Raw genomic sequence first — 14,516 nt, 5'->3', positions numbered from 1 at the left:
TGGCCGTATCAACATTGGCGAAAAACTTCTTGATGAGTGCTTGAATAGTCTGACTGTGTAGCGAGTATTTGCCCTTGAAGTGCTTCTCGAAGTCACCCGCAGAAGGCCAGCCCCAATGACGTTTTCGTATGAACTTATGAAGCTTAACCATGTTATTCCAGAGTCGAGCTGACTCCCTTCGCAAATCGGTTTGCAAAGAATTAGGGGAACCAATATTGATTTTAATAACAGTTGTTAAGCTCATTGACCTATAATTACACTGTACAAACATACAGTCAATAGGCTGTCATGACATATAAGACAGCTCGCACTCAAAATACAATTTACAAGCGCATATAATCTTTGTGACGAAATACAGAGAAAGAAAATTGACCAATGAAGTATTAATAACCGCAGAGGCCATCATTAGAAGAGAATGCCTAAAATTAAAGTCTGATTTAGTTGCATTTAATGGAGAGTCTGATCATGTGCATCTAGTTGTTTCGTACACTCCTACAATATCCGTTTCTAGGCTTGTTCAAGTATTAAAAAGTATGACTGGCAGAGAGCTAAAGCTTCATCATCCTTATCTTAATCAAGTAGCGTGGAGGAAAAATTCATTATGGAGCAGTGGTTATTTTGCTTGCTCTGTAGAAGGTGCGCCACTGGAGGTTCTGAAGCAATACGTGGCTCAACAAGATAGACCGCATTAAGCCTTCTTCGAAGGCTTGACTATCCATCCCTCGCAGCAAGCTGCGGGGCTTTACGTCAATTTTGGTAAATCCTTACCAGATCGTTTTAACATGCTTATAGTTGCGGATCTTCTCATCAGCAGAGATTAACGGTGCGTTAAAATGCCGCGCCATTGCAACTATCATACGGTCGGCAGGATCCTTGTGAAATTCACCCGGTAAACGGGTGGATTCAATCGCAATATCGTTATCAATGGGCACAAATTTGACACAGTCAATCTCGCCAACGGCGCGTAGCCAATCGTCCACACTCATGGTCAATATCAAGCGCTCCTTATTGATCAACATGGCGATTTCCCAAGCGGTAATTGCAGACACCAGGATCATCCCATCTTCAGCGTTCAACTCTCGCTCGATTGCCTCCAACGCAAGCTGGGACAATTGCTCGTCGCCATTTCCCCACCACAGCAACGCATGGGTATCCAACACAATCATGTCAGCATTTCCCAATCTTCGTCAGCTATTGGCTCCAGTGGCTTTTTGTACTCCACTACACTCCCCTTTAGACGTGCTAACGGAGAACGCTGATCTGCTTTGTAACGACGAATTTCAACCGTTGGCAAACCTTTATCGGTAACAACAACAGGAGCGCCAGACGCTTCGACTTGTCGAAAAAACTCTAGTGCTCGCGCTTTGAAGTGCGACTTTGAGACAAACTCTTGGTCAACTGCATTACTCATAGGGCTTCACCATCATCATAGGAGATAACCAAATAGTAGTTTGACCTAATGACTATAGCAAGTAGTCATCAGGTCAAACTAACAGTAACCGAGCTACTCGCGACCAATCAGCATCGCGATTCCCATCCCGCCACCGATACATAGCGTCGCCAAACCTTTTTGCACATTACGGGCCTGCATCGCGTGAATAAGCGTTACCAACACGCGGCAACCTGATGCCCCAATGGGGTGTCCCAGAGCGATAGCTCCGCCATTTACGTTAACTTTAGCGGGATCCAATTTTAGGTCCTGGGAGACGCATAAAGCCTGTACAGCAAAGGCTTCATTTGCCTCAACTAAATCCAGATCCCCAATCGACCAGCCTGCTTTCGCCAGTGCTTTTTGAGTAGCGGGAATCGGTCCACTACCCATGACTTCTGGCGCAACCCCAGCACTGGCAGAGGCTTCGATGGTTGCCAAAATAGGTAGTCCTAAACGTTTTGCCATTGCATCCGTGGTAACGACTACCATCGCCGCCGCATCGTTTAACGTGGAGGAATTGGCCGCTGTCACGCTGCCGTTGGCAACAAAAGCTGGACGTAGCTTAGCCACAGACTCGATGTTAGTATCGGCGCGAACTTGTTCATCACTGGCAAATATTACTGGTTCCCCTTTGCGTTGCGGTATTGAGATAGGAATAATTTCCTGCTCAAAAGCACCTGCGGCTTGGGCGGCAGCAGCTTTTTGTTGCGACGCCACCGCAAACTGATCTTGGGCTTCCCGATTGATCTGCCAACGATCGGCGATGTTCTCCGCCGTTTGCCCCATATGATAGCCTTGGAAGGCATCCAGCAAACCGTCGGTCATCATGCTGTCGAGTAAACTCCAGTTACCCATCTTTTTACCCAAGCGTGCATTGGGTAACACATGGGCTGCTTGACTCATGCTCTCCTGCCCTCCGGCTACCACCATGGTAACATCCCCTTGCAATACCGCTTGCGCTGCCAGTTGCACTGCTTTCAAACCAGAGCCACATACCTTATTGATCGTCATAGCGGTAACCGACTCGGACAGACCAGCATTGATTGTGGTCTGGCGGGCTGGATTTTGACCGCAGCCAGCTGTCAGTACCTGGCCCAATATCACTTCATCAATGTGCTCCTTTAGTGACGGCTGTTTGGCAAGGATACCTTGCAATACTTGGGTACCAATCTGTACCGCGGTTAACGTCGATAATGAACCATTAAATGCCCCGATCGGGCTCCGTGCAGCCGCAACAATCACCGCTTTCATCTTACTTTCCTCATCGTTATTGTGTTTATTAAGTTAACTTTGATGCCATGCCTTACTTCCATTCCACGTCGGTCACCAGCATGTAACCGGCGCCGTAAACGGTCTGAATTAGGGACTGTTTCTGTCCTTTAGGCTGAATTTTTTTACGCAACCGGGACACTCGCACATCAATACTGCGGTCATAGGGCACCGTGTTTTCTCCGAGTAACTGATCCCGGGAGAGAATCTGATAGGGATGTTTTAGTAATGCCAGCAACATGTCCGCTTCCGCACGACTCAGTTTTTCTTCCTGATCCGTATCAGCGTTAAGCGTCAATGAGTCTGGGTGAAAAGTAATACCCGCGAAATGGGCGCTATGGGGTTTTTGCGAGTATTGCTCGATGGAGAGTTGCATGCGACGTTGCAGACTTTGGACGCGCGCTACGAGTTCTCGCGGTTCAAATGGTTTGGTGACGTAATCATCCGCACCGAGTTCCAACCCTAATACACGATCAGTCAAGGCATCTCGGCCAGATACAATCACAATACCAATTTGCTTGTGCTGTAATTTCCGTACAAGATCAATGCCATCCATGTCCGGGAGGTTTAAGTCAATGATGCAGATGTCAGGTTTCTGCTGGGATATAGCGGCGAGCGCTTCTTGCCCTTTGGCGAAATACTGCACCTCAAAAAAGAACTTACTGAGACTGGTTTGAATTAGCCGACCTAAATCGACTTCATCTTCGATAACATAAATCAGATGTTTGTTATGCATTATTGTGACCTGATATACATGTTGAACTGGACGCGATTGCCTCAGCAAGCGCATTGGTATCGAACGGTTTTTGCAGCAAACTGCCGTCGTAATCATTTTGTACTAAACGATCACTGTAGCCTGTCATAAGAATAAAAAAGCTAGTTGGATACTGCTCTCTTAGCGCAGCATATAGATCAATATAGGAAGCCTGCCCAGGCATGACACCATCGGAAATAACGCCCGTTAGATGTGGTAGTTTTCCTTGCAACAATGTCAGGGCGGCATCGGCAGAATCCGCTTCGAGCACTGCGTAACCGAGTGATAACAATTGATTGCGCACCACCTTACGCACATCCTCGTTATCCTCCGCCAATAACACAAGACCGCCACGTTCGCAGACAGTTTGACCACTTTGTTCTTGCTGCAAAGTTACCTGTTTAGCATGCGCACGTTCGCTGACCGGCAGTAGAATCTCGACGCAAGCCCCCCCAGCCGTCACATTGGATACGCGCATATAGCCCTGTGATTGCTTCACGAAACCAAACACCATACTCAGTCCAAGTCCTGATCCCGCTCCTGACGATTTGGTGGTGAAGAAGGGCTCGCAAGCGCGGGTTAATGCTTCCTTAGTAAAGCCCTCGCCATTATCCGCGATGGTAAATGACACATAGTCACCGACGGGGACGGGCTCGTCGAATGACGACAGTGAGTTGGTGGACGACACCTGCAAAGCGGCCACGGTAAGTCGAATCGTGCCACCTTTAGGCATCGCATCAGCGGAGTTCAAGACCAGGTTAACTAGTGCATCTTCCATCAAGGAAGCATCCACATAAACGATGGGGCAATCGGCCATCACATCGGTAAGCAGCTGAATATTTTCCGGCAACGGCGCCGATAGCAGATCCACTAAATCGTTCACCATGTCTTGCGGTGCAATAACATGGGGCGACAGGGGTTGACGGCGTGAGAAAGCCAATAGGCGACGGGTCATATCCGCCCCCCGACGGGTAGCGCGAATGGCAGGGGTCAAATTACTGTTACAATCCGCCGGCAAGTCGGCGTGGCTTTGTAGTTCCAGCAAATTCCCCAGAATGATGGTGAGTAAATTATTGAAATCATGGGCTAAGCCACCGGACATTTGTCCCACGGTTTTCATTTTATTGGCTTCCGCTAAGCGCTTTTCCGTTTCCCGCTCATTGGTGATATCAATGGACAGGGTCAGTAGGCCAACCACCCGCTTAGCATCATCATAAAATGGCAGTACGGTGCGTCGAGTGAGGATCTCGCGACCCTTGTCATTAAGCGCATACTCGTAGACCACCCGCTCACCTCGTAACGCCTTTTCAATATGGGGCCGGATGGCTTGATACATCTTACTATCCACCACGTCCTCGATGGCTTTACCGACAATGCTATGCTGGGTTTCATTGAAAATTTCTAGGTATTCTCGATTAGCAAAAATAAACCGCAAATCGCTATCCAGATAGGCGATCTGTGCTGGTAACGCATTCAGAATCAGCCGTTGTCGCGTCTCGATCACCCGCAGCTCGGTTTGGGTCACTTCCAGCGCACTGACCGCGCTGAGTAGGCGGGCGTTGCTTTCAGACAAGTCGTGGGTGCGAGCCGCCACCCGTTGGTTTAGGGTATTAATGTTATTGCGCAGACGCTCCACCATGTAATCGAATGAGCGCGCTAAAATACCGAGTTCGTCATCTCGCTCGATCCCGGTTTTGGCCATCAGATCCCCTTTGTTGATCTGCTGTGCTGTGGTCGAAAGCTTGCGAATGGGAGCGGTAATCCACTGGGCAAACAAGTAGGCAATCAGAGCTCCAGCCAATAAACCAAAGATACCGATGGTGACGATGCGTTGGCTCAGCTGGATCGAACTAAACATCAGATCATCCAAATACACCGAGGAGCTGATATACCAATCAAAGCCAGGTAGATGACGGGTTAACGATAACTTTTCATAAATATAGTGGCCTGGATCATCGGGGCGATCCCACTTGTAGTAGAGTTCTTGACCGGAATCAGCCATTTCCATCAGATCCAGATAAATCGGGCGGTTAGTGACTGGGTTGAGCTGGGTTTTGAAATTCCGCCCATGGATATTGGCATTCGGATGGAACAACATGTTGCCCTGAGAATCGAAGATAAAGAGATAGCCATTGTTGGCGATAGAGATCTCTTTCAATACAGTGGCGATTTCTTCCACCGCTTTAATCTTCTGTTTTTGTATTTCCTGCTGCACATCATCTATATAAACACCTGCGCCGATGATGAAGCCCCATTGGGGCACATTCTTGACGAACGAATACTTGTCGATAATGTGAGTATCGTTGAGGCGATTCCATTTGTACTTATAAAAGCCCTGACCTTCCTCTAAGGCTAAATCCACCAATTTAGGGATGACCAGTTGCCCATCCGTATCCACATAGTTGGACATATCCACGTTGTTAAATTGAGGCGATGGATGGGCCAATATTTTACTGTTGTAATCCGCTATCCAAACATAGTCTTCGGTACCGAATTTAAAATCCCGCAGACTGGTAAAGATATCTTGCCAGATTTCATCCTCTGACAGCTGCTTACTCTGACCATTGGTCACCGAGCTTTCAATAAAATTTTCGGTAAGCTCAACGATCGACTTCAGACGCTGCTCATGGTAACTGAGAGTCCGACTGATATAAGAATCTGAATTAAAAGAAATACGACTCGCTAAGTCATAAACAATATTTAATACCTGGCGATTAGAGTTTAGCTCTAATTTAAAAACATTGTTTTTAATAAGTGGCACAGAAAATAAATAGATAGCACCAAATACCATTGTGATGAACAGCAATAGTAATAAAAACAAACGCATGCTTATGGTGGATAGTTTAAACATATTTTTTCTTATTGTTGTTTTGCAGGTGATTCTAGCACAAGCCGAGCACGTTCAATCAGGCTGTTACATTTCGTTAGAATTGTAAAACAGTTTGGCAACATTCCTACTCTACTATCGTGAATGATAAAAATAACAACACAAGCAGTTAGACCTGCTTCACAACGTAGAGTAAAAACGATGACTCAAGTTAAGTCCGATTTTATTTTATCGACACAGCATCTCACCAAAGCTTTTAAAGGCTTTACTGCAGTGGATGATGTGAACTTACAAATCACGAGAGGGCACATCCATGCCTTGATCGGCCCGAATGGGGCTGGCAAGACCACGGTGTTTAATCTGCTAACCAAATTTTTGCAACCCACTTCCGGAAGCATTTTGTTTAACGGTAAAGACATCACCAGCCAAGAACCGGCACAAATCGCTCGCCTTGGCATTATCCGTTCATTTCAAATCTCAGCGGTGTTTCCCAACATGTCGGTGTTGGAAAACGTGCGTATTGCCTTGCAACGCCAAGAAAAAAACAGCTTCAATTTTTGGACCTCCGAGCGCGTACTGAACAAGCTGAACGACCGCGCGATGGAATTACTCACCGCCGTAGGCTTAGAGAAATTCGCCAACAGCAAAACCGGCGACTTGTCCTATGGGCGCAAGCGTGCCCTCGAAATTGCCACGACGCTAGCTCTTGATCCAGAGCTGATGTTACTGGATGAACCGACTCAGGGCATGGGCCACGAAGACATCGATTTGGTCGCAGAGCTGATCAAAAAGGTTTCCGCCGATCGCACTATTTTGATGGTTGAGCATAACTTGCATGTGGTTTCCAAACTGGCTGACCGCATCACGGTATTACAGCGGGGGGCGATTTTGACTGAGGGCGACTACGCCAGCGTATCAGCCAATCCACAAGTGCAGGAGGCCTACATGGGTTCCGCGGCAGTGGCCGAACAAGCTGAAAAAGGAGCCGCCGCATGAGTCACAACCATCGGGAAAAACTGCGTATCACTAACCTGCATGCGTTCTACGGGGAATCCCATATTTTGCATGGCATAGACCTTTCTATCATGCAAGGTGAGTTGGTGACGCTATTGGGACGTAACGGTTCTGGCCGTTCCACCACCTTGAAAGCCATCATGAATATGGTGGGAAAACGCAGCGGTGAAATCGTCGTCAACGGCGAAAATACCATGAGCCTACCCGCCTATCGCATCGCTCACTTAGGCATAGGTTTTTGCCCAGAAGAGCGTGGCATTTTTGCCAGCTTAAATGTGGAAGAAAACCTGATGTTACCGCCGCAAGTGCGTTCCGATGTGATGAGTTTGGACGAAATCTACACCATGTTCCCCAACCTTTATGAGCGCCGTTATAGCCAAGGCACACGACTCTCCGGAGGGGAACAGCAAATGTTAGCGCTAGCCCGCATTCTGCGCACCGGTGCCAACATTCTACTACTGGATGAAATCACCGAGGGGCTCGCCCCCGTCATTGTGCAGAAACTCGGCGAAGTACTGAGTGAACTGAAACAACGGGGACTGACCATCTTGTTGGTGGAGCAGAACTTCCGTTTTGCCGCTCCGATTGCCGACCGCCATTACATTATGGAGCACGGCCATATAGTGGAAGAAATTCAGGCCCACGAACTCAGCGCCAAAAGTGAATTACTGAATACCTACCTAGGGGTCTAAACCTAGGCATATGAAAAGCACCAATAAAAATAACCACTCGCTTGGAGTATTAAAATGACGTTTCAAACTAAGAAAGTTTCTACCCTAATCACCGGCATTGTCGCTGCAACCATGGCTTCTGCTTCTTTAGCCGCAACCGATGGCAAGGTGAAAATCGGCGTACTCGCTGACATGAGCGGCACCTACGCTGACTTATGTGGCCCTGGCTGTGTGGTTGCTACTCGGATGGCGATCGACGATTTCGGGGGCAAGGTTCTAGGCCATGACATTGAGTTAGTGTCAGCGGACTCCCAATTGAAACCCGATATTGCCTCTGCTATTGCCCGTAAATGGGTGGAAAACGAAGGGGTAGACACCATTGGCGGTTTGGTTTCTTCTGCCGTTACTGGTGCCGTCACCCAAGTAACTGGGGCTAGCAAAAATATCACACTGATCACAGGTTCGGCTTCCAATGCCTTTACCACCAGCGCTTGCTCACCTTACATCGCCCACTGGACCTACAACGTGGTTGCCCTAGCTAACGGCACGGTTAAGCAGATGGTGGAGTCTGGGAAAACCAAGTGGTTCTTTATCACTGCAGACTATGCCTTCGGTCACGCCCTTGAAGGTGTCTCCAGTAAAGTGATCAAAGAAAATGGTGGTGAAGTTGTTGGCTCGGTACGAGCTCCCCTTGGTACCACTGATTTCTCTTCCTATGTATTACAAGCCCAAGCTTCCGGTGCCGATGTAGTAGCCCTTGCTAACGCGGGTAACGATACGGTGAATGCGTTGAATGCGGCAGCAGAATTCGGTTTGAACGAATCCATGGATATCGCCGGTTTGTTAGTATTCACTCCGAATGCGCAGGCTATGGATCCTCGTGTCGCCCAAGGTATGCGACTAACGACAGGCTTCTACTGGGATATGGATGACCAAACCCGTGCATGGAGTAAACGTTTCCAAGAAAGCTATGGCGGTATCCCTTCTATGGCCCATGCGGGTGCCTACTCCGCCACTATGCACTACCTAAATGCCGTTGCTGCTGTGGGCACAGATGACGCTGATGCCGTTATGGCACAAATGAAGAAAACCAAACCTGACGATTTCTTCGCTCGCAATGCCACCCTACGTGCCGATGGCCGCATGGTGCACGACATGTTGCTAGTGGAAATCAAAAAGCCATCCGAACGTAAAACCGAAAATGATATTTATAAAATCGTGAAAGTGATTCCGGGTGACCAGGCTTATAACCCAATGATTGAAAGCTGTCAGTTTTAATCCGTTGCAGTCCGGGGAAACATTTCCCCGGATTCTCTCTTGTTTTCAATAAAAGGGTAGTTGACTCATTATGGCAACGTTTCTTGGAATCAATTTATTCGCCTTATTTGGACAATTATTAGTCGGTCTAATCAATGGCTCTTTTTATGCCTTATTAAGTCTTGGACTTGCAATCATATTTGGCCTTTTAAAAATCATTAACTTTGCCCAAGGCGCCATGTATATGCTTGGAGCATTTCTGGCTTTATTGGGATTGAAATATCTAGGACTCAACTACTGGGCTGCATTAATTATCGTGCCATTAGCTGTCAGTGTATTTGGGGTTCTTATTCAACGCTTTCTTATCCGACCAATCGCCAACGAAGATCATCTTTATAGCTTACTTCTGACCTTTGGTCTGGCGTTGATGATGCAAGGCATCTTCACCCACCTATTTGGCTCTTCTGGTCAATCCTATGCCACACCAGATGCATTGAAAGGCGGTATGCGCCTGCCCTTTATGTACCTACCCAACTACCGGGCTTGGATTATCGTGGTATCGATTCTGGTGTGTTTTTCCACCTGGTGGATGATCGAGAAAACCAAACTCGGCGTGTACCTACGAGCTGGTACAGAAAACCCACAACTATTACAGGCGTTTGGTATCAACGTTCCTCTCATCGTCACCCTAACCTTCGGTTTTGGTGTGGCCTTGGCGGGACTCGCTGGCGTCATGGCCGCACCGATTTATTCGGTATCCCCTGATATGGGTTCCAACATTTTGATCATCGTGTTTGCCATCGTCGTAATCGGTGGTATGGGGTCGATCGGTGGAGCCATTTTGACAGGCTTGGGCATGGGCTTAGTGGAAGGCCTCACCAAATATTTCTATCCAGAAGCCTCTGCCACCATCATTTTCTTGGTGATGGTGATCGTGTTGATGCTAAAGCCGGCGGGCTTGTTCGGTAAGACGGCTTAGGAGTCACAATTATGCAATCACGTCCTTTGATGATCTTGTTACTTGGTGTGGCGCTCGTTGCGCCAATGTTTATCTACCCGGTGTTTCTAGCAAAGATTCTCTGTTTTGCTCTGTTCGCCAGTGCCTTCAATTTATTGCTGGGTTTTGCTGGGCTGCTGTCATTTGGGCACGCTGTTTTCCTCGGTACCGGTGGCTATGTCACCGGCTGGTTAATGATTAACAGCGGTCTCACCCCAGAAATCGCCATTATCGCTGGCACCTTGAGTGGTGGTTTGTTGGGCGCTGTTTTCGGCAAGTTAGCGGTGAAACGGGAAGGCATCTACTTCGCTATGGTGACCCTCGCCCTCGCCCAGTTGGTGTTCTTCCTCTACCTGCAAGCGCCATTCACCGGGGGTGAAGATGGCATGCAGGGGGTTCCTCGGGGTCAGGTATTTGGTTTGATCGACCTGTCTGATAATCAAACTATGTACTACTTCGTGCTCGCCATCTTTGTGGCCGGATTCTGGATGATTCACCGTACCGTGCACTCCCCTTTTGGCCAAGTAATGAAAGCCATTCGTGAAAATGAAAGCCGCGCCACCTCCCTTGGCTACGATGTGAATCAGTATAAGTGGATTGCATTCATCATCTCTGCGGCTTTGTCAGCTCTCGCGGGGGCCACTAAAACACTGGTGTTTGAGCTTGCTTCCCTCACCGATGTGCACTGGCATATGTCTGGCGAGGTCATCCTGATGACCCTAGTGGGTGGCGTTGGCACTATTTTTGGTCCGCTGGTTGGCGCTGGCGTCATCGTCAGTATGCAGAACTACCTAAGTGGTGGTGAGCTCGGCAACTACCTCCACATCATTATGGGCGCAGTGTTCATTATCTGTGTTCTTAGCTTCCGCAGCGGCATCGTTGGTCAACTGCAAAAATTCCGTCGCAACAACTTCTAACCCTTAGATTAGGACGATACAAGATGAAGATTAAGCAAATAGGCGTTATCGGTGCTGGGCAAATGGGGCAAGGTATCGCTCAAGTTATGATCTGTGCTGGTTATCCAGTACAACTGGTTGATTTATCGGAAACGGCCCTAGAAAAAGCCGCCAGCACGACGCAAAAAAGCATCGCCAAACTCACCGAAAAGGGCATGCTGAATTTGTCCCATGATCCCTTAGCTTTGCTGACTCTGGACACGGATATCAACACCTTGGCCAATGCCGACCTGGTGATCGAAGCCGCTACCGAAGCCGAGTCCATTAAGGTGTCCCTGTTCAAACAGCTCGACAGCATTTGTCGCACCGACGCCATTATTGCCAGCAATACTTCCTCTATCTCTATTACCCGTTTGGCTGCCAGTGTCTCACATCCTGAACGCTTTATCGGGATGCACTTTATGAACCCAGTGCCACTGTTACAGCTAGTGGAAATCATCGCCGGTTTGCGCACTTCAGAGCAAACCAAAGCCACGGTCACCGAGGTCGCTCAGGCAGCAGGAAAAGTCGCCATTACGGTCAAAGATCGTGCCGCTTTTGTACTGAATCGCATCCTATTACCCATGATCAACGAAGCCATTTTTGTATTGGATGAAGGCTGCGCAACGGCGGAAGAAATCGATCAAATCATGAAGCTTGGTGCCGCGCACCCGATTGGCCCGCTGTCCCTAGCTGACCTAATTGGTTTAGATACCTGCTTGAGCATTATGGAAGTACTGCACAGCCAATTTGGTGATCCTAAATACCGCGCCTGCCCACTGCTAAAACAAATGGTCGCTGCGGGTCTGCTCGGTAAAAAATCGGGCCGTGGCTTCTTTGATTATGAGGTGAAAGCCCATGGCTAGTTTCACCGATTTACAGCTAGAGCAACTGGAGCCGGGTATTTGGTGCTGCACCATAGATAGACCCAAAGCCCTAAACGCGTTGAATGGAACGGTGCTTTCGTCACTGCTTGAGGCTTTTGCTTGGTTGCAACAACAGGACGATGTGCGGGCTGTACTACTCACCGGCGCCGGTGAAAAAGCCTTTGTGGCGGGAGCCGACATCGCCGCCATGCAAACCATGACGCCGCTACAAGCTCGGGAGTTTTCCCAACTGGGAATGCAGGTTATGGCGACCATAGAGCAATTTCCGGTGCCGGTAATCGCCTTGGTAAATGGTTACTGCCTTGGTGGTGGCTGTGAACTGGCGTTGAGCTGTGACTTTATTTTAGCCAGTGACACCGCATCGTTTGGTCAGCCAGAGGTGGCACTTGGCATCCCACCCGGGTTTGGCGGCACCCAGCGTTTGGCGCGGATAGTGGGTAAGAATCACGCACTGAGCATGATCTTAACCGGGGAACGCATAAACGCTGCAGAAGCCCTACGCATTCAACTATGCAATCAAGTGACCGAACCCAGTCAACTGCTGGAGTTAGGTCTCAGCTATGGGCGCAAAATCGCGGCTAACTCTCCCACAGCGGTAGCGCTAGCAAAAGAGTTGATTCACAAAGGGCAAAATTTAGATCTCCAATATGGTTGCCAAATGGAGACGGAATTGTTCGCCCTGAGCTTCAGCGGTGCGGATCAAACGGAAGGCATGACCGCCTTTCTAAAGCGTCGCAGCGCCACTTTTTCACTTTCAAAAACTGAACAATAATCACGAGGCATACAATATGAATAATAACGCCGCCTTTGATACCAACTTGGATAAAGGTCTCGCCAATTACACGCCGTTAAGCCCCATTTCCTTTTTGGAGCGTACCGCAAGCATTTATCCAGAGCGACTGGCTACCGTCCATGGCGAATTCCGTCGTACTTGGAGCCAAACCTTTACCCGGTGCCGTAAGCTGGCGAGTGCTCTGGCGCAACAAGGTATTCGGGGCGGCGATACCGTATCCGTAATCGCCCCGAATATTTCCGAGCACTTTGAGCTGCATTTCGCCGTGCCGATGGCAGGGGCCATTCTTAACTCCATCAATACGCGTTTGGATGCTCCGACCATTGCTTTTATCCTGCAACACGCCCAGGCCAAGGTTGTCTTTGTGGATCGTGAATTTAGCGGTGTGGTCAGTGCGGCCCTTGCCACTCTGACGGAGAAGCCTTTGGTCATCGACATCGACGATCCCCTTTGGGACGGGGGCGAGCTGATCGGTGTTATGGATTACGAAGCCCTATTGGCTCAAGGTGATGAAGCATTCGATTACCCACAAGTACAAGATGAGTGGGATGCCATTACCCTGAACTACACCTCCGGCACTACCGGCGACCCAAAAGGCGTGGTCTATCACCATCGCGGCGCTTATCTAAACGCCATCAGCAATGCCATGTCTTGGGGTATGACACAGCACCCGGTTTACCTGTGGACACTCCCTATGTTCCATTGCAACGGCTGGTGTTTCCCATGGGTCATTGCGGCTATGGCGGGTGTCAGTGTCAGCTTGCGCCATGTCCGAGCTGACCATGTATTTGACGCCATCAAGACGGAAAAAGTCGGTTACTTCTGCGCGGCACCGATTGTGTTGAATATGCTCAACTCCGCGGATGAGAGTATGAAAGCGGGTATTGAGCATGGGGTGAATGTAATGACCGCCGGCGCTGCGCCACCAGCAGCTGTGATCGCCAATATGGAAAAGATCGGCTTTAACGTGACTCATGTTTACGGCTTGACTGAAACTTATGGCCCTTGTGTCTACTGTGCTTGGAAAGATGACTGGAACGAGGCCACGCCGGAGCAAAAGGCTCGCTTGAAAGCTCGCCAAGGCGTCAAAGCACCCATGTTAGAGGGACTAATGGTTGCCAACCCAGACACCCTAGAGCCCGTTGCCCAAGATGGCCAAACCATTGGTGAAATCTTTATGCGTGGCAACCTGGTCATGAAAGGCTACCTGAAGAACCCAGCGACCACAGAAAAAGCCTTTGCCGGTGGCTGGTTCCATTCCGGCGATCTAGCGGTATGGCATGAAGACGGCTACATCGAAATTAAAGATCGTTCTAAAGACATCATTATTTCCGGTGGAGAAAACATCTCCAGCATCGAAGTGGAAGACGTGCTCTACCGTCATCCAAGTGTGCAAGAGGCCGCCGTGGTCGCCAAACTGGATGAAAAATGGGGGGAGACCCCTTGCGCTTTTATCACCTTAAAAGAAGGCAGTACGCCCATCACCGACCGGGACATTATTCAGTTCTGTCGTGACAATATGGCTCATTTTAAAGTGCCAAAAACCATTATTTTCGGACCATTACCGAAAACATCTACCGGCAAAGTACAGAAATTTCTACTAAGAGACAGAGCCAATAGCCTAACCGACACCCAACAAGCGTCTTAAGTCACGCGCAACAACTTGTGTCAGATATGGCT

The 14,516-nt window shown here is 48.9% G+C and carries 13 protein-coding genes and 1 pseudogene; 9 read left to right on the top strand and 5 right to left on the bottom strand.

All coding sequences use genetic code 11. The features are described 5' to 3' along the window. Nucleotides 1-314 precede the first annotated feature (314 nt). Nucleotides 315-692 (top strand): annotated as a pseudogene (gene tnpA / locus FJM67_RS13755) (IS200/IS605 family transposase); the annotation flags it as partial. 72 nt (nucleotides 693-764) lie between these two features. On the opposite strand, the gene FJM67_RS13750 reads toward tnpA, so the two are convergent. The 5 genes from FJM67_RS13750 to FJM67_RS13730 form a co-directional block, all read right to left on the bottom strand. Continuing rightward, nucleotides 765-1,166, bottom strand: a complete 402-nt coding sequence (locus FJM67_RS13750; protein ID WP_140590351.1) for a type II toxin-antitoxin system VapC family toxin — start codon at nucleotides 1,164-1,166, stop codon at nucleotides 765-767. Then, nucleotides 1,163-1,411: a type II toxin-antitoxin system Phd/YefM family antitoxin gene (locus tag FJM67_RS13745; protein ID WP_140590348.1), complete on the bottom strand. Its 249-nt coding sequence runs from the start codon at nucleotides 1,409-1,411 to the stop codon at nucleotides 1,163-1,165. The genes FJM67_RS13750 and FJM67_RS13745 overlap by 4 nt, the downstream gene beginning before the upstream one ends. 93 nt (nucleotides 1,412-1,504) lie before the next feature. After that, nucleotides 1,505-2,683 carry an acetyl-CoA C-acetyltransferase gene (locus tag FJM67_RS13740; RefSeq protein ID WP_140590346.1) on the bottom strand — a complete coding sequence of 393 codons (1,179 nt, stop codon included), beginning with the start codon at nucleotides 2,681-2,683 and terminating at the stop codon, nucleotides 1,505-1,507. A gap of 52 nt (nucleotides 2,684-2,735) precedes the next feature. Next, nucleotides 2,736-3,437: a response regulator transcription factor gene (locus tag FJM67_RS13735; RefSeq protein WP_140590343.1), complete on the bottom strand. Its 702-nt coding sequence runs from the start codon at nucleotides 3,435-3,437 to the stop codon at nucleotides 2,736-2,738. After that, nucleotides 3,430-6,306: a cache domain-containing protein gene (locus tag FJM67_RS13730; protein WP_140590340.1), complete on the bottom strand. Its 2,877-nt coding sequence runs from the start codon at nucleotides 6,304-6,306 to the stop codon at nucleotides 3,430-3,432. The genes FJM67_RS13735 and FJM67_RS13730 overlap by 8 nt, the downstream gene beginning before the upstream one ends. Nucleotides 6,307-6,483: 177 nt before the next feature. On the opposite strand from FJM67_RS13730, the gene FJM67_RS13725 reads away from it, so the two are divergent. The 8 genes from FJM67_RS13725 (at nucleotide 6,484) to FJM67_RS13690 (ending at nucleotide 14,484) form a co-directional block, all read left to right on the top strand. Further along, on the top strand, nucleotides 6,484-7,278 hold the full coding sequence (locus FJM67_RS13725) for an ABC transporter ATP-binding protein (protein WP_140590337.1): 795 nt from the start codon (nucleotides 6,484-6,486) through the stop codon (nucleotides 7,276-7,278). Next, the gene (locus tag FJM67_RS13720; RefSeq protein WP_140590335.1) at nucleotides 7,275-7,988 is read left to right on the top strand and encodes an ABC transporter ATP-binding protein; all 714 of its coding nucleotides are present in this window, start codon (nucleotides 7,275-7,277) and stop codon (nucleotides 7,986-7,988) included. The genes FJM67_RS13725 and FJM67_RS13720 overlap by 4 nt, the downstream gene beginning before the upstream one ends. Nucleotides 7,989-8,042: 54 nt before the next feature. Beyond that, nucleotides 8,043-9,245, top strand: a complete 1,203-nt coding sequence (locus FJM67_RS13715) for an ABC transporter substrate-binding protein (RefSeq protein ID WP_140590332.1) — start codon at nucleotides 8,043-8,045, stop codon at nucleotides 9,243-9,245. Between the two features lie 70 nt (nucleotides 9,246-9,315). Continuing rightward, nucleotides 9,316-10,203 (top strand): branched-chain amino acid ABC transporter permease, encoded by an 888-nt coding sequence (locus FJM67_RS13710; protein WP_140590330.1) that lies wholly within the window; start codon nucleotides 9,316-9,318, stop codon nucleotides 10,201-10,203. 11 nt (nucleotides 10,204-10,214) lie between these two features. Then, nucleotides 10,215-11,138 (top strand): branched-chain amino acid ABC transporter permease, encoded by a 924-nt coding sequence (locus tag FJM67_RS13705; RefSeq protein WP_140590327.1) that lies wholly within the window; start codon nucleotides 10,215-10,217, stop codon nucleotides 11,136-11,138. A 23-nt stretch (nucleotides 11,139-11,161) separates the two neighbouring features. Then, nucleotides 11,162-12,022: a 3-hydroxyacyl-CoA dehydrogenase NAD-binding domain-containing protein gene (locus tag FJM67_RS13700; RefSeq protein WP_140590324.1), complete on the top strand. Its 861-nt coding sequence runs from the start codon at nucleotides 11,162-11,164 to the stop codon at nucleotides 12,020-12,022. Then, on the top strand, nucleotides 12,015-12,815 hold the full coding sequence (locus FJM67_RS13695; protein WP_140590322.1) for an enoyl-CoA hydratase-related protein: 801 nt from the start codon (nucleotides 12,015-12,017) through the stop codon (nucleotides 12,813-12,815). Before FJM67_RS13700 ends, FJM67_RS13695 begins: the two co-directional genes overlap by 8 nt. A 16-nt stretch (nucleotides 12,816-12,831) precedes the next feature. Next, a complete protein-coding gene (locus tag FJM67_RS13690) occupies nucleotides 12,832-14,484 on the top strand; it encodes an acyl-CoA synthetase (protein WP_140590319.1) in 1,653 nt (550 codons plus the stop codon). Nucleotides 14,485-14,516: the final 32 nt, after the last annotated feature.

This window comes from Maribrevibacterium harenarium, from assembly GCF_006385675.1.
GTDB classification, from domain to species: Bacteria; Pseudomonadota; Gammaproteobacteria; order Pseudomonadales; family Marinomonadaceae; genus Marinomonas; species Marinomonas harenarium.
Note: the sequence above shows the minus strand (reverse complement) of the source record. Positions and strands in the feature narration are given on the sequence as shown.

Coding starts and splice junctions, on each gene's coding strand:
- FJM67_RS13705 (WP_140590327.1), top strand. CDS start 10,215: ATGCAATCACGTCCTTTGATGATCTTGTTACTTGGTGTGGCGCTCGTT.
- FJM67_RS13720 (WP_140590335.1), top strand. CDS start 7,275: ATGAGTCACAACCATCGGGAAAAACTGCGTATCACTAACCTGCATGCG.
- FJM67_RS13695 (WP_140590322.1), top strand. CDS start 12,015: ATGGCTAGTTTCACCGATTTACAGCTAGAGCAACTGGAGCCGGGTATT.
- FJM67_RS13750 (WP_140590351.1), bottom strand. CDS start 1,166: ATGATTGTGTTGGATACCCATGCGTTGCTGTGGTGGGGAAATGGCGAC.
- FJM67_RS13690 (WP_140590319.1), top strand. CDS start 12,832: ATGAATAATAACGCCGCCTTTGATACCAACTTGGATAAAGGTCTCGCC.
- FJM67_RS13745 (WP_140590348.1), bottom strand. CDS start 1,411: ATGAGTAATGCAGTTGACCAAGAGTTTGTCTCAAAGTCGCACTTCAAA.
- FJM67_RS13735 (WP_140590343.1), bottom strand. CDS start 3,437: ATGCATAACAAACATCTGATTTATGTTATCGAAGATGAAGTCGATTTA.
- FJM67_RS13725 (WP_140590337.1), top strand. CDS start 6,484: ATGACTCAAGTTAAGTCCGATTTTATTTTATCGACACAGCATCTCACC.
- FJM67_RS13700 (WP_140590324.1), top strand. CDS start 11,162: ATGAAGATTAAGCAAATAGGCGTTATCGGTGCTGGGCAAATGGGGCAA.
- FJM67_RS13710 (WP_140590330.1), top strand. CDS start 9,316: ATGGCAACGTTTCTTGGAATCAATTTATTCGCCTTATTTGGACAATTA.
- FJM67_RS13730 (WP_140590340.1), bottom strand. CDS start 6,306: ATGTTTAAACTATCCACCATAAGCATGCGTTTGTTTTTATTACTATTG.
- FJM67_RS13715 (WP_140590332.1), top strand. CDS start 8,043: ATGACGTTTCAAACTAAGAAAGTTTCTACCCTAATCACCGGCATTGTC.
- FJM67_RS13740 (WP_140590346.1), bottom strand. CDS start 2,683: ATGAAAGCGGTGATTGTTGCGGCTGCACGGAGCCCGATCGGGGCATTT.